General features: G+C 38.0%; 27 protein-coding genes, 2 tRNA genes and 1 rRNA gene. 15 read left to right on the top strand and 15 right to left on the bottom strand.

Annotation, left to right across the window (positions count from 1 at the left end):
- Window positions 1-93 precede the first annotated feature (93 nt).
- From rrf to H5092_RS18925, 3 genes are all read left to right on the top strand, one after another.
- Window positions 94-208 (top strand): 5S ribosomal RNA (gene rrf / locus H5092_RS18915).
- Between the two features lie 585 nt (window positions 209-793).
- Entirely contained in the window at window positions 794-1,987 is a 1,194-nt protein-coding gene (locus H5092_RS18920; RefSeq protein ID WP_182734577.1) for a porin, read from the top strand.
- Window positions 1,987-2,448: a hypothetical protein gene (locus tag H5092_RS18925; RefSeq protein WP_024597417.1), complete on the top strand. Its 462-nt coding sequence runs from the start codon at window positions 1,987-1,989 to the stop codon at window positions 2,446-2,448. Before H5092_RS18920 ends, H5092_RS18925 begins: the two co-directional genes overlap by 1 nt.
- Before the next feature lie 40 nt (window positions 2,449-2,488).
- Here the strand turns inward: H5092_RS18925 and H5092_RS18930 are convergent, their stop codons facing one another.
- Window positions 2,489-4,582: a bifunctional diguanylate cyclase/phosphodiesterase gene (locus H5092_RS18930; protein ID WP_182734578.1), complete on the bottom strand. Its 2,094-nt coding sequence runs from the start codon at window positions 4,580-4,582 to the stop codon at window positions 2,489-2,491.
- 259 nt (window positions 4,583-4,841) lie between these two features.
- Between H5092_RS18930 and H5092_RS18935 the strand changes: the two genes are divergently transcribed.
- From H5092_RS18935 to H5092_RS18970, 8 genes are all read left to right on the top strand, one after another.
- On the top strand, window positions 4,842-5,774 hold the full coding sequence (locus H5092_RS18935; protein WP_033020991.1) for a hypothetical protein: 933 nt from the start codon (window positions 4,842-4,844) through the stop codon (window positions 5,772-5,774).
- A gap of 26 nt (window positions 5,775-5,800) precedes the next feature.
- Window positions 5,801-6,700: a DUF350 domain-containing protein gene (locus H5092_RS18940; RefSeq protein ID WP_024597420.1), complete on the top strand. Its 900-nt coding sequence runs from the start codon at window positions 5,801-5,803 to the stop codon at window positions 6,698-6,700.
- Between the two features lie 3 nt (window positions 6,701-6,703).
- Complete coding sequence (locus H5092_RS18945; protein WP_182712675.1) at window positions 6,704-8,425, top strand: polyamine aminopropyltransferase; 1,722 nt, start codon at window positions 6,704-6,706, stop codon at window positions 8,423-8,425.
- Between the two features lie 79 nt (window positions 8,426-8,504).
- Window positions 8,505-8,918, top strand: coding sequence for a YjfI family protein (locus H5092_RS18950; RefSeq protein ID WP_004335098.1), 414 nt, complete (start codon window positions 8,505-8,507; stop codon window positions 8,916-8,918).
- A 24-nt stretch (window positions 8,919-8,942) separates the two neighbouring features.
- The gene (locus H5092_RS18955) at window positions 8,943-9,635 is read left to right on the top strand and encodes a PspA/IM30 family protein (RefSeq protein ID WP_004335088.1); all 693 of its coding nucleotides are present in this window, start codon (window positions 8,943-8,945) and stop codon (window positions 9,633-9,635) included.
- 74 nt (window positions 9,636-9,709) lie between these two features.
- Window positions 9,710-10,348: a DUF4178 domain-containing protein gene (locus tag H5092_RS18960; protein ID WP_024597422.1), complete on the top strand. Its 639-nt coding sequence runs from the start codon at window positions 9,710-9,712 to the stop codon at window positions 10,346-10,348.
- Window positions 10,345-10,665 carry a hypothetical protein gene (locus H5092_RS18965; protein WP_024597423.1) on the top strand — a complete coding sequence of 107 codons (321 nt, stop codon included), beginning with the start codon at window positions 10,345-10,347 and terminating at the stop codon, window positions 10,663-10,665. The genes H5092_RS18960 and H5092_RS18965 overlap by 4 nt, the downstream gene beginning before the upstream one ends.
- A 15-nt stretch (window positions 10,666-10,680) precedes the next feature.
- Window positions 10,681-10,866: a hypothetical protein gene (locus tag H5092_RS18970; protein WP_182734579.1), complete on the top strand. Its 186-nt coding sequence runs from the start codon at window positions 10,681-10,683 to the stop codon at window positions 10,864-10,866.
- 29 nt (window positions 10,867-10,895) lie between these two features.
- Here the strand turns inward: H5092_RS18970 and H5092_RS18975 are convergent, their stop codons facing one another.
- The 5 genes from H5092_RS18975 to H5092_RS18995 form a co-directional block, all read right to left on the bottom strand.
- Complete coding sequence (locus H5092_RS18975; protein ID WP_024597425.1) at window positions 10,896-11,297, bottom strand: hypothetical protein; 402 nt, start codon at window positions 11,295-11,297, stop codon at window positions 10,896-10,898.
- Between the two features lie 10 nt (window positions 11,298-11,307).
- Window positions 11,308-11,841, bottom strand: a complete 534-nt coding sequence (locus H5092_RS18980) for a hypothetical protein (protein WP_182696302.1) — start codon at window positions 11,839-11,841, stop codon at window positions 11,308-11,310.
- Between the two features lie 109 nt (window positions 11,842-11,950).
- Complete coding sequence (locus H5092_RS18985) at window positions 11,951-13,327, bottom strand: aspartate ammonia-lyase (protein ID WP_182696301.1); 1,377 nt, start codon at window positions 13,325-13,327, stop codon at window positions 11,951-11,953.
- Window positions 13,328-13,338: 11 nt separating this feature from the next.
- Window positions 13,339-13,704 carry a hypothetical protein gene (locus tag H5092_RS18990; RefSeq protein ID WP_259398402.1) on the bottom strand — a complete coding sequence of 122 codons (366 nt, stop codon included), beginning with the start codon at window positions 13,702-13,704 and terminating at the stop codon, window positions 13,339-13,341.
- A gap of 101 nt (window positions 13,705-13,805) precedes the next feature.
- Window positions 13,806-13,991, bottom strand: a complete 186-nt coding sequence (locus H5092_RS18995; protein ID WP_024596419.1) for a hypothetical protein — start codon at window positions 13,989-13,991, stop codon at window positions 13,806-13,808.
- 200 nt (window positions 13,992-14,191) lie between these two features.
- Between H5092_RS18995 and H5092_RS19000 the strand changes: the two genes are divergently transcribed.
- Entirely contained in the window at window positions 14,192-14,782 is a 591-nt protein-coding gene (locus H5092_RS19000; RefSeq protein WP_182734580.1) for a DUF938 domain-containing protein, read from the top strand.
- On the opposite strand, the gene H5092_RS19005 is transcribed toward H5092_RS19000, so the two are convergent.
- The 4 genes from H5092_RS19005 to H5092_RS19020 all read right to left on the bottom strand — a co-directional run bounded on the left by H5092_RS19005 (window position 14,759) and on the right by H5092_RS19020 (window position 20,531).
- On the bottom strand, window positions 14,759-15,898 hold the full coding sequence (locus tag H5092_RS19005) for a GNAT family N-acetyltransferase (RefSeq protein ID WP_182734583.1): 1,140 nt from the start codon (window positions 15,896-15,898) through the stop codon (window positions 14,759-14,761). The genes H5092_RS19000 and H5092_RS19005 overlap by 24 nt on opposite strands.
- A gap of 6 nt (window positions 15,899-15,904) precedes the next feature.
- Window positions 15,905-17,293, bottom strand: coding sequence for a carboxylesterase (locus tag H5092_RS19010; RefSeq protein ID WP_182734585.1), 1,389 nt, complete (start codon window positions 17,291-17,293; stop codon window positions 15,905-15,907).
- Window positions 17,283-20,003: an ATP-binding protein gene (locus tag H5092_RS19015; protein ID WP_182716505.1), complete on the bottom strand. Its 2,721-nt coding sequence runs from the start codon at window positions 20,001-20,003 to the stop codon at window positions 17,283-17,285. The genes H5092_RS19010 and H5092_RS19015 overlap by 11 nt, the downstream gene beginning before the upstream one ends.
- A gap of 72 nt (window positions 20,004-20,075) precedes the next feature.
- Window positions 20,076-20,531: an Lrp/AsnC family transcriptional regulator gene (locus H5092_RS19020; protein WP_024604725.1), complete on the bottom strand. Its 456-nt coding sequence runs from the start codon at window positions 20,529-20,531 to the stop codon at window positions 20,076-20,078.
- A 136-nt stretch (window positions 20,532-20,667) separates the two neighbouring features.
- On the opposite strand from H5092_RS19020, the gene H5092_RS19025 reads away from it, so the two are divergent.
- Window positions 20,668-21,837: a monodechloroaminopyrrolnitrin synthase PrnB family protein gene (locus tag H5092_RS19025; RefSeq protein WP_182734588.1), complete on the top strand. Its 1,170-nt coding sequence runs from the start codon at window positions 20,668-20,670 to the stop codon at window positions 21,835-21,837.
- A 1-nt stretch (window position 21,838) separates the two neighbouring features.
- Complete coding sequence (locus H5092_RS19030; protein WP_182716503.1) at window positions 21,839-22,963, top strand: aminotransferase class V-fold PLP-dependent enzyme; 1,125 nt, start codon at window positions 21,839-21,841, stop codon at window positions 22,961-22,963.
- Here the strand turns inward: H5092_RS19030 and H5092_RS19035 are convergent.
- The 4 genes from H5092_RS19035 to H5092_RS19050 form a co-directional block, all read right to left on the bottom strand.
- Window positions 22,947-23,435 carry an RNA-binding protein gene (locus tag H5092_RS19035; protein WP_024597153.1) on the bottom strand — a complete coding sequence of 163 codons (489 nt, stop codon included), beginning with the start codon at window positions 23,433-23,435 and terminating at the stop codon, window positions 22,947-22,949. The genes H5092_RS19030 and H5092_RS19035 overlap by 17 nt on opposite strands.
- 307 nt (window positions 23,436-23,742) lie before the next feature.
- Window positions 23,743-23,835 (bottom strand) — tRNA-Ser (locus tag H5092_RS19040).
- 51 nt (window positions 23,836-23,886) lie between these two features.
- Window positions 23,887-23,977 (bottom strand) — tRNA-Ser (locus H5092_RS19045).
- A gap of 218 nt (window positions 23,978-24,195) precedes the next feature.
- Window positions 24,196-24,336, bottom strand: a complete 141-nt coding sequence (locus H5092_RS19050; RefSeq protein ID WP_164487637.1) for a hypothetical protein — start codon at window positions 24,334-24,336, stop codon at window positions 24,196-24,198.
- Window positions 24,337-24,661: 325 nt separating this feature from the next.
- Here H5092_RS19050 and H5092_RS19055 point away from each other — a divergent pair, with 325 nt between their 5' ends.
- Window positions 24,662-25,531, top strand: a complete 870-nt coding sequence (locus H5092_RS19055) for a diacylglycerol kinase family protein (protein ID WP_182734590.1) — start codon at window positions 24,662-24,664, stop codon at window positions 25,529-25,531.
- A gap of 37 nt (window positions 25,532-25,568) precedes the next feature.
- Here H5092_RS19055 and H5092_RS19060 read toward each other — a convergent pair whose 3' ends face one another.
- Window positions 25,569-26,498: a DMT family transporter gene (locus tag H5092_RS19060; protein ID WP_182696294.1), complete on the bottom strand. Its 930-nt coding sequence runs from the start codon at window positions 26,496-26,498 to the stop codon at window positions 25,569-25,571.
- Window positions 26,499-26,531 lie beyond the last annotated feature (33 nt).

The following is a 26,531-nucleotide window of genomic DNA, read 5'->3' on the forward strand; positions in this document are numbered from 1 at the left end:
AAGTAGATATTACTTAGAAAAACTTAAAAAATATTATCAGATATTTTCCAAATTCAGTTAGTGCGTAGCGATACGGATTAACGCCCAAATTTGCTTGGTGACAATAGCGTTTTGGACCCACCTGAATCCATGCCGAACTCAGTAGTGAAACGAAACAGCGCCGATGATAGTGTAGCATTTGCTATGTGAAAGTAGGACATTACCAGGCTTCAAATTGTAGAAAGCCCGACTAGAAATAGTCGGGCTTTTTTACATCTGCAGAAAAGTAAAATGTGCGCAATTAATACACACTCATATCGCGACACAAAGAGAGTGTAGCATTTCACTGCGACTTTCTACCGCTGTGGGCACTACGACATCATCAGGGTTCAAATTGTAAAAAGTAAAATGTGGTGAATTACTCACATATCGCATTATAATTTAGCTAATTTACATCCTACCAAGCACTTATGTAAAACACTCAATCTTGGTGAACGAGATAAATTAAGAATCAGTTTGATCCCCTACTTAGTTGAAAAGTATCTATATAAATATAGTTAAGCTCTATCTCAATAATACTGAATGGGATTGAGGTAAAAACAGTGTTACCTAGGTACTTAATACTCTTATAGAGCACATATATTGTGCCAACATGTAATTCATTGACTATAATCATTAATCCTAGGTCGCGGTAAAGAGCGCTACTTAAAATAATTAAATAATGGATTATCCGAACTGGTGAATTATTTCCTTGTTAGCATAATTAATCTTCATTGTACTTTGCATAATTCAACAAAGGATTTAATTTTCTCTGATGCGATATAAAATATCTTGGTGCTTACTTTTTACCACTATGCTTACTCATTTTTCAGCTTTTTCTAATGAGTTAGAATTTTCTGGTTATGCTCGAGTTATTGGTGGTTACTTAGACGAAAAAAATGTCGAGTTTAAGGGATATGAAGACAGTATTAAATTTTCTCCATCTAGTTTAATTGGATTCCAAGGCGAGTATCAATTTGATGATAAGTGGTCTGCAACAGCTCAATTTTTGTTAAGAAGCAATAACACAACAGCTTCCGATAACTCAGGGTTAGAGTGGTTATATTTAACATATAGACCGACAGATAATATTCAAATAAAACTCGGAAAGTTACGCACACCCTTTTTTACTATGAGTGACTTTTCGGATGTTGGTTTTGCGTACCCATGGATCAATCCACCTCAACAAGTCTACGATACTTATTTATTTAAAACATTTAATGGCATAGATGCTGTTTATAAATTTGGTGCAGAAAACTTTGATTTGAGCTTTGAAGGTTACTATGGTGAAGAGTCGGGTGATATAGGGATTGGCGCCTTAAGAACGGGCTTTGAAGTTGATAATCTTTTAGGGTTCATTGGTAAGATTAATATTGAAAACTTAGAATTTAGAGTTTCCCGTTATAATGGGAATATCAAGCTTGATATTGATGAGATAAGACAGCTAGAAAATGTGCTTAATAGCCTTAATTTTACAAAAAGCGCCAGCTCGGTAAAAACAAAAGGTAGAGCACATGCAAATCAATTTGGCGTAATTTACGACAATTTAGATTATTTTTTTAGAGGTGAATGGGTCCGCATTAAAACTGATTTAGGGATAGTGCCTATAATTCAAAGCTATTATTTAACTGCCGGTGTTAATCATGCTCCTTTTACTTACCACTTAACATTTGCAGATAGCGACGTAGAAACTCGTTCTGCTGAAAATGAAATTCCGTTAGGTATTAATAGCGACTTAGATCAACTTGCATATGGGTACAATCGTATTTTTGATGAATCTACGCCTGACTCAATTAAGAGTTGGACGGTTGGTGTACGCTGGGATGTGTTGCCAAACCTTGCCTTAAAAGCTGAGTTTTCAACCCTAGAAGGCGACGATGTAAAAGACTCGTTTTTTGTTACTCCTGATGACTCTGATTTTGATAAAAAAACTAATCTTTATCTTATTGGTTTGGATTGGGTGTTTTAATGATATTTTTTAAACCTATTAATAACATTAAAAAAATAATGATGCTCTTTGTAGTCGCTAGTAGCCTATTTGGTTTTAGCATTTCAGTTTATGCAGAAAATACAAACCCCTCGAACGTCATTATTGTAGTAAATACCACAGATAAAAACTTATCTTTTAGTAAGCAACAAATTCGCCATATTTATATGGGCGGAGCTATGAGCAGACAATTTAAAGCAGTTAACCTATTTGTCGGCAATCCGCTTAGAATAAATTTTAACACTAGGATGGTAGGTCTTACTGAGTCTAGAATACAAGCTTATTGGGCCCAAATGCGATTCACGGGGCGCAGCAAGCCCCCTGTTGAATTTGAGTCTACAGAAGAGGTTATAGAGTACTTACTAACCGTTGAAGACTCAGTAGCTTACCTTCCAGCAGGAATTACTATACCTAAAGAGCTCACCATAATTGCACTAAATTAAAAGTAAGCCGTTTGCTTAGTAAAAAATCAATTGCACTGAGTTATTTTGAAGTTATTGTTAGTTCTTTAAATAATATTTTCGCTCGTTCAATTGCGTGTGGTAGTTGTGCAATGCACACTGGTTTTGCAAAGTAATGGCCCTGCATTTCATCACTACCATTTGATACTAGGTAGTTAGCTTGGTCGGTTGTTTCAATTCCTTCGCTACATATTTTTAAACCAAGGCGTTGGCCTAAATCGAGTATTGCTTGTAATACTGCAGTGTCTTTTGCTGAGCTTGCATATTGATTTACAAACATTCGATCTATTTTTAATGTATCAATTTCAATTTTAGTAAGGTAACTCAATGAAGAGTAACCTGTGCCAAAGTCATCTAATGCAATTGAGCCTCCCATAACTTTAACTTGATTAAAAAATTGATTCGCGTTTTCAAAATTTTCTAAATAGCTTGATTCTGTTATTTCAAACTGAATATTTGAAATATCGACGCTATGTTCAAGTAGTTTACTTTTTACAGTATGAATGAAGTTATGATCTTTTAAGTCATGGCTTGAAAGATTCATGGAGACGAGTACATTATTCCCCATAAGTTGTTTTAGCATTTGCATATCTTTAAATACTTGTGTGATCACCCATTGAGTAATCGCTTTTATTTTACCTGCTTGTTCCGCTATAGGTATAAACTCACTAGGAGAAACAAAGCCTAGCTCTTTGCTTTGCCATCTTATTAAGGCTTCTAAGCCTTGAGCTTCGCCTGTATTCGACATTTTAAGCTGATAAAATAACTCAAATTCATTTTGCGCTATTGCGTGAGATATTAAGTTAGCGACTTGCGCTTTTCGTTTGTTATCTTCAAGCATTTTATGGTGGAATATTGTATATGCGCCTTTGCCTTTTTCTTTTGATGTGTACATTGCAATATCGGCATTACTGATAAATGTATTTATACCAAATTCAGCTTCTTTGGCACTTGCAATACCAATACTAATACCCGCTGGTACGTCCCACTCATTTATAGTGAATGGCTCTTTCATACCCTCAATGATACTTTCGGCAATATCTATAACAATAGATTGCTCAGTGATATTAGGTAGCATAATTAAAAACTCATCACCGCCTAAGCGTGCAATTATGTCGTTACTACGCAGATAACTTTTCACTTTTTTAGCCACAGCTTGTAAAAGCATATCTCCGGTTTCATGGCCTAGGGTGTCGTTAACGCCTTTAAAACTATCAACATCAAAGAACATAATCGCAACGTCTTGATCGTTACTTTTACTACTAGCCAGCTCGAGTTTGAGTAGGTCCATAAAAAACATGCGATTAGGTAAACCTGTTAATATATCGTAGTTGGCGAGGCGCTCCATTGAATGCGTTTGTACTAAAAGTTGTGCGGTATGTTTATGATTGGTTTGAACTTGGGAGTCAATTGTTTGTAGTAATGCATTAATGTCGTTACCAAGTTGAGATACTTCATCATGACCAGTGACTTGGTATTGAAGCTTATAATTTGTTGATTTTTCAACTTTCTGTGTGAACTTCGAGAGCGCTAAAAGTGGGCTTAATAAACGCTGATATATCCAAAATGAAATAATAATGGTGAGTGCAATAATTAAAACAACAAATGGAGCTGCACTATAAAAAAGGCTAATTTTACTTTCATTCAGTGGCTTTTTAAAGTCTTGCACAATGAGCAAATATCCAATAGGAAACTGCTCCTCCCCAATTGCCTTTAAGGCCACTAGTCCTTCATTGGTTATTGTAACCGCATAAGGTAAATTTTTTGGTTGAATACTTATAAGTTCAGGCTTAAAGCTCTCAAGCTCTAAATAGTTAGGGTGGACATACGATTGGATTAATTGCCAGTCAGCGTCAAATACATTAACAAACTTAATGTGTTCATATCGATCAAAACCGAGCAATTCGGTGGTTATAGAGAATAAATCAACTTGCTCAGACATAACACGTAATAAGCTATCGGAAATATTTGAAGACATTGCATCTAAGTTTTGTTTAACAGATTGGCGATATAAATCTTCGTGTTCATTAATCGCGAGGAAAAAAACTAAATTTGCGCTAAATATAATTAAAACCGTTGTTATTATAATAAATTTATATCGAATACTATGAAGCATCAAATCTAACCCTTAACCATCATTTAATTATGTTTTAGTTATTATTGTGTAATCAGGCAATCCATAATTACAAAAAAGTTACTGACTACGCCCTTTGTAGCACTAAAAGCTTAACATTGAGAATGCTTTTAAATTCATATACTAAATATAGCTGTTTATTTAATTTTGTACTGACTTACTTTGTTGCAATTTCATTCTTGGTTTAATAAGTGACCTGTGTAAAACTACCTTAGTTAATTTAGTAAATCAGGTGACATGAATGTCGAATATTAAAGCTTGGAAACTTATAAGCCTGTTTTGTTTGTTCGCAGTGCTTATGGGTTGTCAATCTAAAGAAGAGCAGCTGCAACAAACAATTCAAGAGTCTATTAAAAAAGCAGATACAGAGCTGTCACAGCTTGGTACTGCGCTTGATAATGGGAATGTGCGCAATGCTGTATTACTTAAAGAATATGGCGAGCTCCTTAAAAAACAACAGCCAGAGCTTACAAAAGTTGTTGATGTAATTACCCTTGATGCAACGCGCCGAGGCGCACTTTATAGTGGTTTAACACAGCGACTTAAAGATATTAAAGGAACTTACTTAATTCCTCCTTACGAAGATACGTTGCATAGTATTGATTTGTTGCGTGATGCGTCTAAACCTACGCTATTTTCTGATGCGTTAACCGATCCTATTAATATGCTAGCTGATATGTCCAAAGGCACTTTAGCGCGTGTAGGCGCAATTAGTAAGCAAGCTGAAGGTGAGGGTGTTGGTAACCAAATGGTAGGTAACCCTAACTATGGTAACTGGCAAACAAATAGTAATGGTATTAGCTTTTGGCAATGGTACGGCATGTACCGTATTTTAGGCGATGTATTTGACCGTGTTGAATATGGAAGTTGGAGCAAACGCCGAAAGTATAGTTATTACAATGACTATGGCCGTTCGCGTTATTCAAGCCCTAAACAAATTAAAACCCAAAGCGCGCTAGAAACACGCACGCGCCAAACATACCAACGCCAAGGTAAGCAGTTTACAAGCCCTTATGCGAGTAAAAAAACAGGTGCATCCGGTTTAAGCCGTAGTAGTTATACGCCACCAAAAAGCCGCAGTAGTTATTCTCGTTCGAGCAGTTATAGCAATAGCTCAGGATCGGTGCGTGATAGCGGTAGCAGAACCTCTCGTGGCGTGAGCCGTGGTAAGTAAAAGAATAAAGTTGGAGTTAGAATAATATGTATGAATTTAATGGAATAACTATGTGGTCGCTACAAGCATTGGCGATTGATTTTGCAATTATTGTTTTATTATTTGTAAGCCTTAAATATATAAAAGGTTGGGTTTCAAACTTACACGCAAATGATGAAATAACAGAGCGTGATAACTTTGCTTTTGGTATTAGCTTTGCCGCTGGTTTAGTGGCACTGGCGATTGTATTAACAGGTGTAAGTAGTGGTGCTTTTGCTGCAACATTGCAACAAGAAGCACTGCAAATGTTAGCTTACGGCGCATTAGCAATTGTACTTATTAAGTTGGGTCACTTTTTTCAAGATAAAGTAGCGCTTCGTAAAGTAAGCCTGCACGACGAAATAGTTAAAGGTAACGTTACAGCTTCAATAATTGATTTTGGTCATGTTGTTAGCGTTGCAATAGTTATTCGCTCAGCACTTTTATGGGTGGCTACTGATGGCTGGCATGGCCTTCCAATTGTAATTGCTGCCTTTATTATAGGTAGTGTTGTATTACTACTTGTTAGCCAGTACCGAGTGCAGTTATTTAAGCGTACAAACAAAAGTGGCGACTGCCTACAACAAGCAATTGTTGATGGTAACTTAGCTGTGGGTATTCGTTACGCTGGATTTTTAATAGGTAGTGCATTAGCTATTACAGCTGCAACGGGTGTTGCGCCATACGCTGCTGATAACATTAATGCGAGTTTACTATACTGGGCTATTAGCGCTGTAGTGAGCCTTGTCGCATTTATTATTTTGCACTTAGTGACAATTAAAATAATTTTATCTGGTTGCGATATTTCAGATGAAGTTAATCGTCAAAAAAATGTAGGTGTAGCAGCTATTTCTGCAGCAGTATCATTTGCTGTAGGTATCACTATGGCAACCTTACTAGGCGCATAATCAGTGTCATCAACCAACACTCCCCCAAGTAAGTCTCGCTTACTTGGGCACGATATATTACTAATTACTGTTATGGCCGTGCTTGCTGGGTGCGGCCTTATTTATGAATACTTACTGTCTCATTATGCGGGCCGTGTACTTGGCTCAGTAGAAAGCGCTATTTACGCCATGATCGGTACTATGATTGTAGCAATGGGCTTAGGCGCTTTTTTAGCGCGCTGGTTTAAAGATGCATTTACCGCTTTTGCTTGGCTAGAAAGCATTATTGCTTTGGTTGGCATGGGCTGCATTTTAGCGATAGCGGGTGTAATAGCTGTAAGTTATTCTCTTCCTCATTTATTTTCGAGCATTTTTAACTTACCCCCAGACGTTGTACTTAATGGTTACGTATTTCAAAAGCTACAAGAGTGGTCACGTTTTCTACCTTATGTTTTTGGTTTAATACTGGGTTTATTTATTGGTATGGAAATACCGCTTATAGCGCGCATTCGTCAGCACGTTTATGGCCGTTTTTTAGAAAACAACGCAGGGACTATTTATGGTGCCGATTATATCGGTGCTGGTATTGGTGCAGCCATTTGGGTAAGTATCATGCTCTCAATGCCTATAATGCAAGCTGCAGCGTGGACGGCGTTATTTAATATCATCGCAGGACTCGCTTTTTTATGGCGTTACCATGCCCATGTGCGCTTTGCTAAGGCACTTTTAGTTTGCCATATAGTACTGTTGGCATTGTTTGGCTTTATTTTAGTATTTGGCAGTAGCTGGATGAACAATCTAAGTAATGTTTTATACAAAGATAAAGTAATTTATTCGCAAGCAACTAAATACCAACACGTAGTTTTAACCGAAAGGTTAAGCAAAAACCAACCTCAGCCAATTACCGATTTATATTTAAATGGGCGTTTACAGTTCTCAAGTATTGATGAGCAAATATATCATTCAATGCTGGTTTATCCTGCAATGCTTGCCTCTAACAGACACGACCGTGTATTAATAATTGGTGGTGGTGACGGGCTTGCACTTAGAGATGTTTTAAAATGGCCTGTGAGTGAAGTAACGTTAATAGATTTAGACGCGCAGCTTCTCAATTTATTTGGTCATAAAGACGGTGACTTTACCCCGCCAGAGCACATCAATAAGCGATTACTACAGCTAAACAATAAATCGATGCAAGACTCGCGAGCCAACATAATTGTGGGTGATGCATTTTTAGAAGTAGAAAAGCTACTTGATCAATCTAAGCAGTTCGACACTATCTTAATTGATTTACCGGACCCAAATCACCCTGATCTAAATAAAATGTACAGTGACTACTTTTATAATCATGTACGTCAGTTATTAGCACCCGATGGCGCAATGGCGGTTCAATCAACTTCACCTTACCACGCTAAAAAAGCGTTTTTAAGCATTGCTAAAACAGTTAAAGCCGCAGGGTTTGGCTATGTTGAGCAGTATCAGCAAAACATACCTTCGTTTGGGCAGTGGGGCTGGACTATAGCCACTAAAATGGGTCAGTCGGCCAGTGGCCGTATTAATGATGCGACGGCTATGCCTGTGCCATCAAGATGGATTAGTAAAGAATATTTATTGGCAAGTTTTGTATTTCCTAACCACTACTTTGAACAAGTTAAAAGTATTGAGGTCAATAGGTTAGGATCTGGTCAGCTTTATGATTACTACCGAACTGCATGGCAAATAGAAAGCGAATTGTATAAAAACTAACAAAACATGGTTGACATAATATGTCGACCATGAGAATCTTAACTCAGACATAATATGTCAAACGACAAAAGGCAGAGACATGGAATTAAATGAACTTTCAATAAAATTAGCTTCTTTTGAAACTGAAGGCGCTAACTTTGAGTCTTTCTTGATTGCCAACCCTGGCGAGCAAGATGTTTTACAAGTCATTGTTGATGGAAATGATGAACTTCCAATTTTTGTTACACAAACGCAAGAGCAGTTGTTATGTATTAGCTACTTGTTTGACGAAGATGAAGTTAAGAGTGAATTACGCAACGAGTTAAACGAAACATTACTACGTTTAAACGTGCCAATTCCACTGAGTGCATTTGCTAAAATCGATAACAAATACGCGATTTTTGGTGCACTGTCGGTAAATTCATCATTAGATGACGTTACCCACGAACTAGTGACATTAGCCGATAACGCTATCGATGCACTAGAAGCCGTGACCTTGTATTTAAACGATTAATAGCCAGTTAGTGGAGTTAAGATTATGAGTATTTTAAAAAAATTATTTACAGCAGTACGTGGCGGCGCTCGTGAAGCAGGCGAAGCAATTGTAGACAAAAATGGCATCCGTATTTTTGAGCAAGAAATTGCAGACGCGCAAAATGCACTTCACCGCGCTAAAAAAAGCCTTACAGAAGTAATGGCTAAAGAAATGCAAACTAAGCGTAAAATTAGCGCTGTAGATGCATCAATCGCGGAACACGAAGCGTATGCAGGCCAAGCTCTTGAAAAGGGCAACGAAGCGTTAGCATTAGAAATTGCAGAAAAAATTGGTGACTTTGAAGCTGAAAAAGCCGAAAACGAGCAAGTATTATCTGGCTTTAGTAACCATATTGTTGCGCTTAAGCAGCAAGTTAAAGATGCTGAAAAATCGATTAAAGAGAATCAACGCCAGCTTACAATGGTTAAAACCACTGAAAGCGTACAGCAAGCAACAATGGCTGTTAACAGCACGCTTAATACAAACAGCTCGTCTATGACATCGGCTCGTCAATCGCTTGAACGTATTAAACAGCGTCAACAAGATCGTAGCGACCAGCTAGGTGCTGCAAAGCAACTTGAGTCAGACGTAAATGGCGATGACTTAAAAGCAAAAATGGCTGAAGCAGGCATTGGCGACACAAGTCCAAAAAGTGCTGATATTTTAGCTCGCATCAAAGCGAAGCAAAATAGCTAACCATTACGTTTATACTTTAAAAAGGTAACCGAGTTTTGCTCAGTTACCTTTTTTGCTTAGAAGGCAGCCTTCCTATGTTTAATTTTTTCAAATCTAAAAAAGAGCCAGAGCGTCAGCTTAATCATCCGAGCGAGCTTAAAAAAGGCGACATGTTTAGCGTTATCGACTCATTTGCTTATCCGGCATGGTTAAAAGGTGAAACGCTACGTGTTACTGATATTCAGACTTACCAATATCAGCACAGCAGCGATACTGAATTTGTACTTGAGACAAATAGCGGCCAAGTTGTATTTTTACAAATTGAGCAAGATGACGGCGAAGAGTGGGCTAACTTTTCTATTAAAATTCAGCGAAACGAAGTTGAAGAGATATTTGGCCTTGATGAGTTTGCGCGTATTTTTGATGAAGAGTCGTTAACCCACATTACAGTGCAAAATACACCAGAGCGCTTTATGCAGTTTTTAGCTAAAAGCTATCAACAAAGCGAGTCGCCTTATGTGTGTTATTTCCATAATAAAGATTACCGCAACCAAACTTTGCCTCGTTATGAGCAAGAAGGTGGTGAGCCATGTGAAATGATTTGTTTAGCATCAGATAATGAAGGCTTTGGTTTAAATATCGAAATTTGGGATGGCGGCGAAACCGAAGTATCGCTAACGCTCATGCGTCCAATGTCTGATATTGTAGACTTGTTTCCCGGAGATGCTAAGTGAGTGATGCTAAAGACAAGTGGTTACGTCAGGAACAAGCTGTACGTGCCACACAAATGGCATTTGATCTAAGCAGTGAAGTTCAAAAGCTGATAAAAAAGCAAGCTATTGACCAAGAGTTAACGCCGTCAGATATGATCCGTAAAATACTTGGCTTAGATGTAAAGTCTAAAAAAACGCGTCAACGTTTATCGTTTAATTTAAATGATGATGAGATTGCGCAACTAGCCAGTCGCTTTGATGTCCCAAGTGATGATAAGCGAGCCGTAAAACAACAAGTAGCTGACTTACTAATTGCTCACACTAAAAAAACTAAGTAGTTGCACTAGATTATTATGAATATTACTCTAATTGCTTATCTACTTATTTTTGCGTTGTTTGGTACTGCGGCGAGTTATTTTGTACGCTTTATTTATGCATATTGGGTGCTTAAAACAATGCCCATGAAGTACATTATAAAAGCGGGTGTTTGCGTAGTGCTGGTTGTTGTAATTTCAGCGTTAATTCCGTATTTAGGTTAACGCTGAAATTAGCTTATACGCGACCGTTTTTATTTTATATCAAACGACTGGCATTGGTGATTAATACACAGCGATTGCACTTCAAGTACTGGTGAACAATCGGTTAAGCCTTGTGCTTTATTTTGTATTTTTTCTTGTTTTGTTATTTGTTGAGCAAGCTGTTCTGCTTCTTCTTGAGATGTGTTCAGCGTTGAATAAACAGCATACTTACTCGGTCCGCCGCATGCTCGGGCGCCCACTTCAAGTACTTTGCACTGAAAGCTTGCAGTGCAGCTGTTATTACTCACCATGTTATTCAGATCATAGTTTAAGTCAGATAAGTTTTTACTTTGCTCATTTGACGTCACAGTACTAGCACAACCACTTAGTAGTAAAATGCTGCTAGCAATGCTTAAAATTGATAGTTTAATTGCCGATGGTAAACAACTCATAACGTTATCCTTAAAATGCACTTACCGCTGAACCTTCAAGTTTAACACATTTATTTTCAACACACTGCGTGCTTGGCGTTGTTAAATGCTGACAAATGCTCATCATCCCTTTTTGTGAATTATAACTACTTTCAAGCTTAGTAATTTTGTCGCTAAGGGCTGCTACTTGTTTTTCAGACGCTGATTTTGTTGAATACACAACAAAGCTACTTGGCCCGCCACACGCGCGACTGCCTACTGCACTTATTCTGCATTGAGTGCTGGTATCACATTGCTTATCTGTAATTAGCGTATTTAATTCGGCTTTAGCTGTTTTTATATCGTCTATTGAAACGTTTTTTAAATCAGCTTTTGGTATTTTTTCAGCAACTACGTTCTTTTTAGTATTTTCTTGTAATTGAGTGTTTTCTTTTAGCTTTTGTAGCTCTTGCTTTGGTGCTTCAGCTTCTGAGGTTATTGTTACTTGCTGCGTTTCAGTTGGCGTTTTATCTAAGCATGCAGTTAAACAAAGTGGTAAAAGTATGGCTAACAATGGGGTACGCATAACAAACCTTGATAGTGATGAAATATTCATCACTATCATACACGGTGCATTTTTTACAGCAATAAAAACTATATTATCAAGTAATTAAAGCCGTGAAAAATATCGTTTATTAAAGTCCCCCCTGCGTTAGTTTGGTGGGATTAAGTAGCTTTTCGAGTTCACTGCGTGGTAAATCGGTTTCTTGTTCGGCTACATCAATAATAGGGCGGGCTTCCTTATAAGCCTGCTTTGCTATTTTTGCTGCTTTTTCATAACCGATCACCGGATTGAGCGCAGTCACTAAAATTGGATTTTTAGCGAGTGCTTTATCTATATTAGGCTTATTTACTTTAAAGCTGGCAATGGCTTTATCGCCCAATGCTTGTGCGCTATTGGCAAGTAATTCTATGCTTTGCAAAATATTATACGCAATGACTGGCAGCATAACGTTTAGCTCAAAATTACCCGCTTGGCCTGCTACTGTAATGGTCGCGTCGTTACCGATTACTTGTGCGCTTACCATGGCTGCGGCTTCTGGTATTACCGGATTTACCTTGCCAGGCATAATAGACGAGCCCGGTTGAAGTGCTTCTAGCTCTATTTCGCCTAAGCCCGCAAGTGGTCCTGAGTTCATCCAGCGTAGGTCGTTCGCTATTTTCATTTGTGCTACAGCGAGTACTTTTAATTGCCCCGAAAGCGCTACTATGGCGTCTTGTGAGCCGATGTTATAAAAAAAGTTACTACTAGGCGTAAATCTAATGCCTACATTGGCACTCAGGTTTTCTGCAAATTTGGCTGCAAACTTAGGGTCTGCATTTATTCCTGTTCCAACAGCTGTACCGCCTTGTGCCAGTTCGCATACACGCTCTAAGCTATGTCTAATTCCTGCTGCGGCATGGTTAACTTGTGACTGCCATGCACTTAGTGTTTGATCAAATGTAACAGGCATTGCATCCATTAAATGCGTACGGCCCGTTTTAACTATATGGCCTATCTCAGCTTTTTTCTTTTCTAGGCTTTGCGATAAGTTTTCAAGCGAAGGAAGTAATTCATACACTACATTTATTGCGCTACTGAGTGCGATAGCAGTAGGGACTACATCGTTAGAGCTTTGCCCCATGTTTACATCATCATTAGGGTGAATGCTTTCACTGCCTAATCGGCTAGCAAGCGTTGCAATAACTTCGTTGGCATTCATATTTGAGCTTGTGCCCGAACCGGTTTGAAAAATATCAACGGGGAAATGCTCAACGTGCTCGCCATCAATAATACTTTGACAAGCTTGCTCAATAGCATTTGCTTTGTCTTTACTTAAATGGCCAAGCTCGCAGTTACTTTGCGCAGCAGCTTGTTTTATATAAGCCAGTGCAGTGATAAATTGCTTTGGCATAGATAAGCCACTAATAGCAAAGTTATTAACTGCTCGTTGTGTTTGCGCCTGATAGAGCGCATCAGTAGGTACTTGTAGCTCGCCCATGCTGTCTGATTCTGTTCTAAAGTTGCTCATAAGTGTGCTCCTTAAAAAGGGTTGAATTCGTGACTAAGAATACGAGCTTCACGCTCAAGTATTAAAAATTGTGCAATATTGTTATGCACCTTATAAAACCGTTTTAATGCTAATAATGGTTTGTATAGCTGCTCTAAACATTGTTTACGAATAGCATTATGTATAAGAGGGTCGCACATTTTGTTCATAATTTCATGGTGTGTGCGCCTAAGATAAAACTCTTGAAGCAAGGGATTATGTTGTTGCTCAAATTTTTTGGCGACGTTAAGGGCGGTTTCTATGTAATCGGCAACGAGCATGGGTGCATGCAGGCCAGGTCTTAAGCAATGACAAGAGAGTTCTTGATGGTAGCGATGCTGGGCATAATTTGAAGACATAAAAAAACCGACTCAAGTTAACGATAATAGTTATCATTACATTTAATCGGTTTCAGTGTAAACAGTTATTATAAAAATTATTTGCGATACTAATTTGAGTATTAATTGTAGCCAAGAATAAATATCTGATCTGTTTCATGTTTGCTCATCGCCTGTTGATTATGTTTAGGGTGCGAAAGTAAATCGATTACTGTAGCTCTCATATCAACGGCGTAACTATGATCGTCGGTGGTTTTTTCGGTTATAGCAATGGCCGCGTCTACAGCGGTATAAGGGGGTATATGCATAATTTTATCCTTTGAAATTTAATATAAGTTAAACCCTTTAGTGGGTTAACAATATAAAAGCATATTACGTACCAACCATAATGAGCCAGCTCAACCATATGATAGTTATAGTATTTAAAAATTACCTTTTTTTCATCACGACAAAATAAGCTAAATTTGCTTTACTGTTGTGCATTAATCTACAATTTTGGTGCACAGTAATGACAAAGCCATTTTCACAAGCCTGTGAAAACAATAAAACCCCTATTTTAGAGCAATTAAAGGACGTATTAAAAAATACTAAAACAGTCCTCGAAGTCGGATCAGGAACAGGCCAACATAGTGTGTTTTTTGCAGAGCAATTACCACATTTACAATGGCATACAAGTGATCGCGCTATAAACCACGAAGGGATTAATTTATGGCACCGCGAAGCTAATTTAACTAATTTACATGCACCACTTGAGCTTGATTTAAATAATGAATGGCCTGTAGATAAGGTTGACGCTATTTATACTGCAAACACATTTCATATTGTAAATTGGCAATTAGTTGAACGTTTTTTTGATGGTGTTAAACGTCACTTAAATAGCGACGGTATGTTGTGTATTTACGGACCATTTAAGTACCAAGGTGAATTTACCAGCCCAAGTAATGATGACTTTAGTGCCTTTTTAACAGAGCGCGATCCGTTAAGTGGAATAAGAGATTTTGAAGCAGTTGAACAACTAGCTAAGCAAGCAGGGCTTACGCTTATTAGCGATACTGCCATGCCTGCAAATAATCAGTTACTCGTTTTTAAACGGCAGTAATGAGCTACATTGCTCTTTATATATATCAATATGGCCGCGTTCACGCTTTAAGTAGTCGCTTATTGCATTACTGAAATCGCCATCAACAATATGGTGAGCAGAGTAGGTAAGTACGGGTTCAAATCCGCGTGCTATTTTGTGCTCACCTTGTGCTCCCGAATGAAAGCAGCTGAGTTTATGCTTTATTGCAAACTCAATACCTTGGTAATAGCACAACTCAAAGTGAAGCGAATCTACTTCCTCACTTGCTCCCCAGTAGCGCCCATAAAGTGTATTCTCACCTACTAAACTAAGTGTTGCAGCAATCACGTTGTCGTCTTTTTTGGCCAGCATAATAACGAGGTTATTAGCCATTAATGCATGTAAAAGCGTAAAAAACTCCATATTTAAATAGCCCAAATGACCAGATCGCTTTAAGTAGGTACGCTGATAAAACTCACAAAACAATTGCATTATCTCGGGCGTAATTTGCGTTCCTTGCAGCCATTCAATATCAATATTTTGTTGCGCTATTTTAGCTCGCTCTTTTTTAAGAGATTTACGTTTTCGTGAGCTAAGTATTTGCAAAAAGTCGTCAAAGGTTTCAAAACCTTTATTAAACCACTGAAATTGCACACCCACTCTTAGCATGGCGTGTTGCTCAGTTAATGATGTTGCTTGGGCTTGGTCGCAAAAATTAACATGCCACCCCGACCACCTTTGCTCAGCACTGTGTATGCTAAGTTGCTCTGTAATGTACTGATACACCGCATTTGGATTCGCGTGCTCGATAGCAATACGCTTGCCTTCAATAGGGCTAAAGGGAATGCCAGATAGCCACTTGGGATAATATTCTAAACCGTGTTTTTCGTATGCCTCAGCCCATGCCCAGTCAAATACGTACTCGCCGTATGAATGACTTTTTAAATACCCAGGTGCAAGCGCAATGAGCGTATCATCTTCAAAAATAGCGAGGTGATGGGGCTGCCAACCGCTTTTTTGTGTTACGCATTGGCTTTGTTCAAGGGCATATAAAAAAGCATGTTGAGTAAATGGTTCATCACCAAATAAACGTTGCCACTGCGCCTGATCAATCTCATTAATACTGCTAAACCATTGGTGCGAAAACGTTCCCATGACTACTTACCTTGTAGTTGTTCTAAGCTGTTCTACGTTTTTAATAAACGTACTAATTTGCTTTTTAAGCTCGGTAAAATGAGGATTATAAGTTAAGCGTTGTAAAGCCGGATAGTGTTTTAAGTTGGCGCTTGTACGCTCTCCTAGTTGTGGATTTTTTGTTGTTTTACATGTTTTGTACAGGGACTCGTCGTTAATAAAGCTGCCACAATTACGATAGGTTGCGTTAATCCCATAATGTGGATTTTGCGGTGAGTTAACAATAGCAATATGCGACATACCATGAACTTTTTTACACTGAGGCGATGTGCATTGCGGGTTATTTACTGTGTAGTCACTAGCAAAGTCTGGCGGTAAAATATCAGTGCTTCCATAAAGCACTAAAGTATCGAGCGGCTTATATTTTACTGAATTATCTTTGTGTAACGCACTTAATAATTTTAGCGTGGCACGCGTATCTATCGTGGTATCAATATCGCTAAGTACACTAAAAATAGGTAATTTAAGTGCAGAGCGTTTGTTTAAGCTACTTACGCTTGCAAGTGACATTGCATCGTACGACGCGGCAGCTGCATTTAAAGGAAATGATTCATACTTAGCAAAGTCTACATCAGCGTCTTTATCTATCCAATTAACAAAGGGTATGTCATCAATCCACTTTGCTATCCAGCCGTACTTATTATGTGGCTCGGAGCCTGGCGAATAAAGCATAAGCGCTTTAATTTTGGGTGAAACAGTGTGCTTGGTTGCGTAATCAATAAGTAACGCTGCACCGGTAGAGTAACCTGCGAGTATCACCTCATCAAAGTCTTGCACCGAGCGTTTAATACCGTATTTTATTGCCTGTTGCCATTGGCTAACCTCTACATTGAGTAATGCACTTGCGGCGCTTCCATGTCCTGGTAATAAAATAGTACGCACAGTATAGCCTTGTTGATAATACACTTGTGCTAAATCGTGATACGTAAAGGGTGAGTCAGTTAGCCCGTGAATTAGTAGTGCAACTTTATTGCTGTTTGGATGCGTAAGCTCAAAAGGGGCAATAATATCTGCAATAGTAGGGTCAGGTTTTCGCGTACCTTGTGTTACTAATTGCTGGTACGTTTGTGTAATAACAGGGCATGGCATATCTGCACGTGGATTGGTTTTATTTATATGTTTATATGCAAAATCTAAGTAATCGTTAAATGGTAAAAGTGCGTGGTAATTAAAGCGCTGGTGGTTGTGCTCTTTTTCAAAGCGTAATAAGCCTTGTTGCTTACTTTTTGTTATAAATTTAAAGTCGCTCGCCTGCGAGATACAGTTTTGAGCGACAGCTGTATGCGAAAAAACACTTAAAACAATACCAAAAGCGACTCTTAAAACTACTCTTAAAATTAAACCACTATTGTTCATTAACTTCTGCATATTGGACAAGACACTCGGTTAGCTTAATGAGTTCAAGCGGTTTTGCAAGATGCTGGTTAAATCCAACTGCTTGTGCATGTGCTTTATCCTCTGGCATAACGTCGGCAGTTAAAGCAATAATCGGGAGCTCTTGTTCAGTTTTAAACTGGCGGATCAGTGCCGTTGCTCTATAGCCATCCATTACAGGCATTTGGCAATCCATAAGCACTAAGTCAAAATGCTGCTTTTTAACTATATCAACGGCCAGTTCGCCATTTTCTACTATATACGGCACAATTCCTAATGAGCCAAGCATCGCTTTAATAACCATTTGATTTACCGGGTTGTCTTCTGCGACCAAAATATCTAGCGAAGCAATATTAGTATTATCAAATGCAATAACATGTTCTTTTTTAGGTTCTGTTGTTTCTAATCGCATTGAAAATGTAAAAGTAGAGCCTTTATTTACTTCACTTTTAAGTGTTATATCAGCCCCCATTAATTGGCTTAACTCTTTCGCTATGGTTAAGCCAAGGCCTGTACCACCAAACTGCCTTGAGGTAGAACTATCCGCTTGGGTAAATGCGTTAAATAATTTTTTATGTTGGCTTGGTTTTATACCTATGCCGGTATCACTAACGGTTATAACTAGCTGTACTTTATTGGCGGCGGTAAACTCTGTTTCTATGTTTAAAGTAACGCTGCCTTGGCTTGTAAATTTAATCGCGTTGCTACATAAATTAAGTAATATTTGCTCAATTCGCATAGGATCACCAATAAACCAGGTATCAACAGGTAGCTTTGAATTAACTTGCCATTTAATACCTTTGTTAACTGCGCTTTGCTCAAACATGTTGTTTATACGTGTTATTAAAGCACCTAAGTCGAATGCAATAGATTCAATAACTAACTTTTGGGATTCTATTTTTGATATATCAAGAATGTCATTAATTAAGTTTAATAAGCTTTTAGATGCTGAGTTTATTTTATCTAAATAGCCAATGAGTGTATTTGCATTGTCTGTTTCTCTAGCAAGTGAAGAAAAACCAATAACGGCGTTTAATGGTGTTCGTATTTCGTGGCTCATATTCGCTAAAAATTGGCTTTTAGCCTGATTAGCTAAATCGGACTGCTTCTTTGCTTGTGCGAGTGAGTGAGTACGCTCTGCAACTTGACGTGTAAGTGCGATTTGTTGCTGATTAAACAGCAGTAAAACCATTAAAATTAAAGAACATACGGCAACTTGAAGTATGAGTAATAATAAAGTTAGTTGACTATTATGTTGTGTTAAAAAGCTTTCTTTAAGGGCTAGTTTTACAATCCATTTTTGCCCTGCAAAGTCCACATCAAACGACATTAAGCGGCTGCCTTTAGCTTGCTGAACATTTTGAGAGTAATTACTATAAAACGGCGGAGTGTTTGTATCTTCGTATATACCAATCGAAAACATATCAGACTGTTCTTTAGAAATTGCCTGCTCAATAATACTACGCACTAAAAATACACCAGTGGCATAGCCTTTAATTGTTTTTTCATCACTATGCTGGGAGTACACAGGGGCAAATAATAAATAGGCTGGTTTAGGTTGTTTGGTTTGCACTAACTGAATTATTTTAGTTCCTACTGGCATGTACTTTATAGCGGGGTTAAGCAGAGAGCTTTTTCGATCAGGGTTTGAAAATACATTAAAGCCAATAGCTTTTTGATTACCATTAAAAGGAGCTATGTATTTTACTATCACAAGGGGATCGCTACTTTCAAGAGGCTCACCTACTACATCAATATCTAAATGATAAATGTTTGATATTTCTTGGGCAAAGACGTCGCGTTGATCTTGAGGTATTTTTGCGTTCCACGATAAGGCGTTAATAAATGCGTGCTGAGTTAGTAACTGGCTAGCATAAGAATAAAAATCTTGCTGGCTTAGCATGGGAGATGACTGTACCTGACTTGCTAGGCTCTGCACTGCAATAATACTACGATTTGTATATCTATAAAGGCTGTTTTCTATAACATGGACTTCACGTTCAGCAATTTTAATAGTGTTTATACGATTTTCTTGATCGTATAACTGCGTTGTTACCGCGACTGATAAAAATAAAATAGAGCATACTGCAATTGTCGGAAACGCCGATATATTATGTTGATTAGACTTTTGTGGTAATAAAGAAAGTAAAAGCGGAGTCGCAATTAATACTCCTAATGTATCACCAAGCCACCAGTAAGTAACATTCTTCCAATGATTATCAACACTGTAAACCGAGTTGAATTGGCTTAAGGCAAATACGCCAAAGTTAGCCGAAATTAAGCTGACCAATATTGCTATGACAAGGATAAAGTAAATTATATTCTTGCGCTTTTTAAAGCGCAGCGGGTGCCCAAGCCAATACTTTAAAAGAGCTGCGCCGACCATTGCCTGTATAACAACACCAAAGGCGATATACATAGCCTCGTTAAATGAGTTACCGACCAGGACTAGCTCATGAGCAGAACTGTCAAAAATATTTAGATTAAATGCAATTGCAGCTACAAATAAAGGCGGGATAAAGCGCCACCACCAAATATAACAACCGACTAGTGCTATGCCGGCAGGTAACCAAATTGGAATTATTTGCGAGTTAAAAGCAAGTTTAGTGAGTGCTATGCCGACTAAAAAATATGCTAAAGCAAACATGATGTAAAAAATAATGGAATGATTTTTAGAGTTAAAATTTTTCACATAAGGTCCAAGCAATTATTATTGTCGTTTTGAAATATCAGTATAGCTAACAGTAAGTTATTTTGGTTATTTTTATAAAGGTAACTGTTTTTTGCTAAATGATTGTTTAAGCACAACTGTTGATTCTATATTTGCGATACAGCTTAAGCCACCTAGTTGATGTTTCACAAACGTTTCGTAGCTCTCAAGATCATGTGCAATGATTTTTAATAAATAATCATAGCTTCCTGATATTACACAACACTCTAATACATGTGGTAATTTTTCTACATGTTGCTCAAATTGCTCTGCAGCACTGACCGAGTTTTGGCTTAATCGTACAAACGCATATACCAATACATTAAGATTAAGTGCTTTAGGGTTTATGGCAGCGTGGTAGCCGGTAATAATGTTTTCTTGCTCTAACTTTTTTATACGCCTTAAACAAGGTGTATCCGATAGGTTAATACTGCCAGCTAAATCTGAAACCGACATACGAGCTTGGCTTTGCAGTGCAATGAGTAATTGCTGGTCTTTTTTATCTAACATAGTTGTCGGCTTTTATTAATTATTTTTATATTTGTAGTGATTATTGCTAAGTATTGCAGTTTTTACTAATTTTTTTGGCGTTTTACCCTCATTGAACTCTGTTAGCATTTAACTATAAAAATAATAGAGCACAACAATGAACACACATACCGCTATTTTCGATCACTGGATACGAACTGAGTTTGTCACTTTAAATAGTGAATTAGAGCAGCTTTATTGGCAGCAAACCGATAAAGCAAATGTAGAAGGGGTAGGCGAGGCCTTAAAGCAACAATTAGAAAAGGAAGGCAACGTATTAATTAGCAATTTATTAGCCGAGGGAAACACAGATCAAGGCTTTGATAGCGCTTTTGACTTACTCGGTAACGTAGGATTATTTATGGCAGCGTGTAGGCGCCATGAAATTACTGAGCCAAGCAGAGAAACTACTTCACCGCTAATAGAAGCCTCAGCGCTTGCTATGCATATAGGCGCATCCATTGGCGTAACCCCTCGTTTTGCTACCGCCCACTTAACTACTCATAACAAAGCACTTAACGGTATTTATAAACGATTTACTAATTTACCTGATGAAAAGCTATTTATTGATTACAACACCCAAGGCATTTTGGCCTACAAACGGGCAAGTGATGCATTATTAAAAATATTGCCGTTAGGTATTTCACATCCCTTGTGTGGTGAGTTATTAAAAGTAGCTAAACAAGCGCTTATAGATGTAATTGAGTCAAACAATGCACTTTATTCTGAGCTCGATACAGATCGCTTTTTTAACTGCGTTCGCCCTTATTATAAACCGTACCGTGTAGGTAAAGAGGTTTACAGAGGGGCAAATGCTGGTGACTTTGCAGGTATTAACGTGATTGATATGCTGTTAGGGCTGTGTAGTGCAAACGAGCCTAGTTACTCGCAAATGCTGGTGGATAAGTTTTTATATATGATGCCAGAGGATCAACAAATCCTGCGAGAAGCCATGCGTATGCAAAGCTTTATGGATGACTTTTTACAAGCAGAGCAATATAAAAATACAGATTGGTTTAAAAGCCACGCAACGTTATTTATCCAAGTGTGTAAATTACATGGCGACACCGCAGTCGGTCATCATAATCAACTGGTTGAAAAGTTTATTGCTCAGCCTTCAAAAAATATGCAACAGCAGCATATGAGCAAGGTAACAGCAAGTGGTCCGCCGCTTAATGTGTTACTTGATTCGCTCGAAAAATTAAGAGATAGGCGAGCCAGTGCCAAACGCGACGATATAAAAACACGTTTTGACGATCTAAATACACTTAAAGAATGGGTTAAATAGCATGCTTAAAAATGATTTTTGTATGGCTGATGGCTGTTATTTACTAAACCACTCGGTAGGGCGTCCTCTTAAAAATACGCAGCAATATTTAGCACAGCACTACTTTTTACCGTGGGAGAGCTCAAATAAAGAACCTTGGCAACAATGGCTGCCCGCAGTTGAGCAATTTACTACCGCGCTTGGTAAGTTATTTAATGCGCCTAGTTCGCAGTTTTGTCCTCAGGTTAATTTATCAAGTGGCTTAACAAAATTGCTTATGTCGCATCCACGGCTACAGCAAAAAAATTGTAAAGTGCTTATGGCGCAAAGTGATTTTCCGAGTATGGGTTTTGCAATGCAAAAAGCGTTGCCAAAGTGCGCGCAAATCATATTTATACCTGAGCACGAAAACCTAACTGATATTAGTGTTTGGCAGCGTTATATAACCGCCGACATCGATTTAGTTTTTATAAGTCATGTATATTCAAATACAGGTGTACAGGCGCCTGTGTACGATATTGTAGCTATAAGTAAATTTACCAATAGTTTATCAATAGTTGATGTTGCTCAGTCAGCGGGTGTTATACCGCTTGATTTAAGCGTGCTCGATGCGGACTTTATGATTGGCTCGAGCGTTAAATGGTTATGTGGTGGCCCAGGTGCAGCTTATTTATGGGTTAACAAAAATCAAATAGAGTATTGTGAGCCTAAAGATGTGGGTTGGTTTTCGCATCAAAATCCATTTGAGTTCGATATTAACCACTTTGAATATAACGCCAGTGCGCTCAAGTTTTGGGGTGGCACCCCTTCTGTAGCGCCTTATATTATTGCCGCAAATAGTATTACCTACTTTGCAGAGCTAACAGCTCACAAGGTAAGGGTGCATAACTTAGCGATGCTTACGCTTATTCATGAGCAACTAAGCGAATATGTTGTATCACCTATGAGTGGTGATAAATGCAGCGGGACTGTTATTTTGTTTTTTAACAAGCAGCAAGACCATGTACTTACAGAGCTTAATAAAGCGAAAGTCAGTGTAGATGCTCGCAAATTTGGAATACGAGTATCGCCACATATTTATAATACTCAAGAAGACGTTGCGCAATTTATTTCTATAGTAAAACGAGCGCTTAAGGGTTTTGGCTAAGCTGCTGCTTTCTTTGCTTTAATGACTCTATTTTTTGCTGCGTTTGACTAATTGATGCGTCGTAGGCTTGTTTTAATGAATTTGTTTTAGTTGCGATAGCATCAGCAATAGACGAAGCGCCTAAACGATTGGCCTTATCTTGGGTCATATAATCTATTTGTTGTTTTTTAGCTGCGTATTCTTTTTGGCTTTGTTCAATAGATAGCTCAAGGCGCTTTATTTCACGCTCTATTTGCTGAACCTCTAAGTAGTCATCAACAGAGGTATCGGTAATACCTTTACCGGGCGTAGAGCTTTTATATGCTTCAATTACATTTATATCTTTTAGAGTAATAACTTGTGCATCTTTAGCGCAAGGCGTTTGGCTAAAGGTAGGAACGCCCTTAATTACACACTTATACACTGTTGTACTTTGTGCCAAGGTAAAAAATGGTGCTGCCGCGCAAAATGATAGCAATATGAACCGGATCATAGCTAAACCTAAAAGTGGCTAAAGTTGTGTTAATAATGCCCTAAGTTATTACTAGGCACAATTTGTTTAGTTTTTATAAATTTTAGGCACAAAAAACCACAATCAAGTGGTTTAAATTACGTATGGTCCAGAGGGAGGGATAGACTTGCTTACATCCATGTAATCAATCGCTACGCGACGCTTGCAGCGGCCTAAAATATTCCAGACATTTTGTCGAACCATGTCGAGGGTTCTCACCCTCCCAATTTAGTATCGGTGTTAAATTTTAGGCACAAAAAAACCACAATTAAGTGGTTTAAATTAAGTATGGTGGAGAGGGAGGGATTCGAACCCTCGATAGAGCTACAAACTCTATACTCCCTTAGCAGGGGAGCTCCTTCGGCCACTCGGACACCTCTCCAACGCATAACCGGTTGTATTGATGGAATAAAAAAATCCACCAATTAAAATATGGTGGAGAGATAGGGATTTGAACCCTAGATGGGCTATAAACCCATGCCGGTTTTCAAGACCGGTGCATTCGACCACTCTGCCATCTCTCCGTGACGCAGAATAATACTTAGGTGATACCGCTGTGTAAATAGCAAAATGACTGTTTGCCTAAAAAATATACGTAAATGAGGTTTTTTTTGTAAATAAGGGGAAATTAAGGCAATTTTTAATAAAATAAATAGGTTGCAGCAAACAATGGGAGCTAAATAAGTGACTTCATTTAGTGGTTGAGTGTTCGCTGCACCGAAAAATAATCATGGTTGGGTGATTATTTATATTGAGCTGCACCGCTAAGTGCTAGTCTTTTACCAATCGTGTTAAGTTTAGCTAACATTCTTGCTTTACGGTTAGTTGGTTTAACGGCTACTTGCGCTACTGCTGTTTGATTTAATGTATTAATTGGTTTCATTATTTTGCTCCGGTCGTATCTGTTGAAATCGCGTGCATTTTGCACGTTGTTTGATTAAAAATACAACGATAAAAATTGAGCCTGAGGGATTAGTTAAACTAATCTGAATTGATTTTATTAATATGCGATTCAGTAAGTTGCATTACTGTTTTTGCATAGCTATTTATATGACGGTTGGTTTTAACCCCTTTGATGTTGGGGTTTTTGGTTTTTTAATTTATTTTTATGCATTTTATACAATGTTTTTTGATTATTTATTCAGATTAAAAAAATTTAATTAAACGTTTGTTATCTCACTCTAAAATACATTGCTGGAAACAAAAGCTTGTCACTACTTATAATTATTAAACCAAGTATCAAAAAACAGAGCCAAAAATCATTGGCATGGCTTAAAAATATCTGTAAAAAACGCAGCTTTTCTTATTGTATATTTACTACAACGGGAAGCTTTGACGATGACTGCGCTCAAATAAGGTTGTTACTGAGTAAATTTCCCAAAGTAGTTGCACTAGGTGGCGATGGTACATTGAACTTGGCGGTTAATGCACTAATAGGGAGCAGCTGTTCGTTAGCATTATTACCTTGCGGTACAGGTAACGATTTCTCCAGAGGGTTTAATTGCAAAGAAGATGATTGGCGAAAGGCATTATTTAATACACCGACAGCCATTGATATAGGAAAAATTAATAGCCGCTATTTTATTAATATTGCAGGGGTAGGATTTGATGCTCATGTGATTAAAACTATTAACGATAAAGCTAGTTTTTCATCTTTTGATTACAGTTGGACGAGCATTAAAGAGCTATTTTATTATCAAGCTCAGCAGTTACAAGGTACGTTTAATAACGATGCTCGGCAGTATCAAAATTTAATTACTGTATTTGCTAATCATAAGTACTTTGGTGGCGGGCTAAAAATAGCGCCAAAAGCAGATTTAACTGATGGCCAGCTTGAGTGTTATCAAATGCGATCGGGTGGGCTTTTTTATAATGTAATAAGCTTTATTAAGTTATTTTTTAAGCGTCATGAGTATATAAAAAACCTTACCTATAGTCGCTTAAATACAGCTTCCATAAAAACTGAAGGGTTATTGATTGAAGCAGATGGTGAGCTGATAGGTAAAACTCCTGCAGTTGTTAGTGTGTATGGACAGGCCTTACTTTTTCATATGCCAATAAAAAAGCGCCTTCAGTAAAGTAGGCGCTTTTGCGTTAGTTGCGTTAATAACGCGTCTAACTGGGGACGGAGCCACTTTTAGCTATTGCTCTATTAGCTAAAAAGGCGTTAATTCGTTTTGTTGGGGTAAGCACAATGGCGTTACCTAATAGCACTAAGCTAAACCCTGCAAAGGTATTTGCGTGCCATTCAAAGCCTTCAAAAAAGCTACTCAGTGTTACTGCCACTAATGGGAATAAAACAATAACGTAGCTGGCTTTTTCAGGGCCTATATTTTTTAGTAGTGCAAAGTAACAACCAAAAGCGATTACTGTGCCAAATATTGATAAATAAAGTAATGATAACCAGTAGCTAGTTGGGGCGTTTAAACTAAATTGCACATCGTTCATTAATACATATAAAGCTAAGCCTATAGCACTATATAACATGCCCCATGCATTGCCCTGCAATACGCCAATTTGCTTACGAGAATTACGAACGCTTATCATGTTGCCCAATGAAGCCACAAAGGTGCCACCAAGGGCAAGTAGTAACCCGACCAATGCACCGTTACTTAAGTCGAACTGCTGTAACTGTGGCCAAAACAGACACGTAATACCTAATACAGCGAGTGCGGCACCGGTATAAATTCGTTTTGAGATAGGTTTACCAAAAAATAGTCGAGTGTTAACTATGTTCATAACCAGCAATAGTGAAAAGGCGATAGAGGTCATAGCGGAGGTTAAGTAATTTTGTGCCCAGTAAAGCATTAAGTAATTTAAGGCAAAATTACAAATAGCCAACAAAGCAAAAAAGCCATGATCGATTAATGAAAAGCGCATATCCGGTTTTTTGTACGCTACATATAACCACATTAAAAGTGCTGCAATAGCAAAGCGATAAAATAACGATAGCTCTACCGCAATATCACCTAGCTGAAATTCGATGGCTAACCAAGTAGAACCCCAAATTAAAACGGTTGTAATGTATAGCGCTGCACTTTTCATGGTTACTCTCCAAAGCCCGATTGAATGGCTATT

The sequence above is a fragment of the Pseudoalteromonas sp. SR41-7 genome (genome assembly GCF_014163935.1).
In the GTDB taxonomy this organism is placed as follows: domain Bacteria; phylum Pseudomonadota; class Gammaproteobacteria; order Enterobacterales; family Alteromonadaceae; genus Pseudoalteromonas; species Pseudoalteromonas distincta.

What these genes read in the sequence shown, in the direction of transcription:
- H5092_RS18990 (WP_259398402.1), bottom strand. Translation starts at nt 13,704, where the DNA reads ATGTCTTCAAATTATGCCCAGCATCGCTACCATCAAGAACTCTCTTGT.
- H5092_RS19010 (WP_182734585.1), bottom strand. Translation starts at nt 17,293, where the DNA reads ATGAACAATAGTGGTTTAATTTTAAGAGTAGTTTTAAGAGTCGCTTTT.
- H5092_RS18930 (WP_182734578.1), bottom strand. Translation starts at nt 4,582, where the DNA reads ATGCTTCATAGTATTCGATATAAATTTATTATAATAACAACGGTTTTA.
- H5092_RS19005 (WP_182734583.1), bottom strand. Translation starts at nt 15,898, where the DNA reads ATGGGAACGTTTTCGCACCAATGGTTTAGCAGTATTAATGAGATTGAT.
- H5092_RS18985 (WP_182696301.1), bottom strand. Translation starts at nt 13,327, where the DNA reads ATGAGCAACTTTAGAACAGAATCAGACAGCATGGGCGAGCTACAAGTA.
- H5092_RS19000 (WP_182734580.1), top strand. Translation starts at nt 14,192, where the DNA reads ATGACAAAGCCATTTTCACAAGCCTGTGAAAACAATAAAACCCCTATT.
- H5092_RS19030 (WP_182716503.1), top strand. Translation starts at nt 21,839, where the DNA reads ATGCTTAAAAATGATTTTTGTATGGCTGATGGCTGTTATTTACTAAAC.
- H5092_RS18950 (WP_004335098.1), top strand. Translation starts at nt 8,505, where the DNA reads ATGGAATTAAATGAACTTTCAATAAAATTAGCTTCTTTTGAAACTGAA.
- H5092_RS19060 (WP_182696294.1), bottom strand. Translation starts at nt 26,498, where the DNA reads ATGAAAAGTGCAGCGCTATACATTACAACCGTTTTAATTTGGGGTTCT.
- H5092_RS19025 (WP_182734588.1), top strand. Translation starts at nt 20,668, where the DNA reads ATGAACACACATACCGCTATTTTCGATCACTGGATACGAACTGAGTTT.
- H5092_RS19050 (WP_164487637.1), bottom strand. Translation starts at nt 24,336, where the DNA reads ATGAAACCAATTAATACATTAAATCAAACAGCAGTAGCGCAAGTAGCC.
- H5092_RS18970 (WP_182734579.1), top strand. Translation starts at nt 10,681, where the DNA reads ATGAATATTACTCTAATTGCTTATCTACTTATTTTTGCGTTGTTTGGT.
- H5092_RS18935 (WP_033020991.1), top strand. Translation starts at nt 4,842, where the DNA reads ATGTCGAATATTAAAGCTTGGAAACTTATAAGCCTGTTTTGTTTGTTC.
- H5092_RS18975 (WP_024597425.1), bottom strand. Translation starts at nt 11,297, where the DNA reads ATGAGTTGTTTACCATCGGCAATTAAACTATCAATTTTAAGCATTGCT.
- H5092_RS18980 (WP_182696302.1), bottom strand. Translation starts at nt 11,841, where the DNA reads ATGCGTACCCCATTGTTAGCCATACTTTTACCACTTTGTTTAACTGCA.
- H5092_RS18940 (WP_024597420.1), top strand. Translation starts at nt 5,801, where the DNA reads ATGTATGAATTTAATGGAATAACTATGTGGTCGCTACAAGCATTGGCG.
- H5092_RS19035 (WP_024597153.1), bottom strand. Translation starts at nt 23,435, where the DNA reads ATGATCCGGTTCATATTGCTATCATTTTGCGCGGCAGCACCATTTTTT.
- H5092_RS18960 (WP_024597422.1), top strand. Translation starts at nt 9,710, where the DNA reads ATGTTTAATTTTTTCAAATCTAAAAAAGAGCCAGAGCGTCAGCTTAAT.
- H5092_RS18955 (WP_004335088.1), top strand. Translation starts at nt 8,943, where the DNA reads ATGAGTATTTTAAAAAAATTATTTACAGCAGTACGTGGCGGCGCTCGT.
- H5092_RS18920 (WP_182734577.1), top strand. Translation starts at nt 794, where the DNA reads ATGCGATATAAAATATCTTGGTGCTTACTTTTTACCACTATGCTTACT.
- H5092_RS18925 (WP_024597417.1), top strand. Translation starts at nt 1,987, where the DNA reads ATGATATTTTTTAAACCTATTAATAACATTAAAAAAATAATGATGCTC.
- H5092_RS19020 (WP_024604725.1), bottom strand. Translation starts at nt 20,531, where the DNA reads ATGTTAGATAAAAAAGACCAGCAATTACTCATTGCACTGCAAAGCCAA.
- H5092_RS18995 (WP_024596419.1), bottom strand. Translation starts at nt 13,991, where the DNA reads ATGCATATACCCCCTTATACCGCTGTAGACGCGGCCATTGCTATAACC.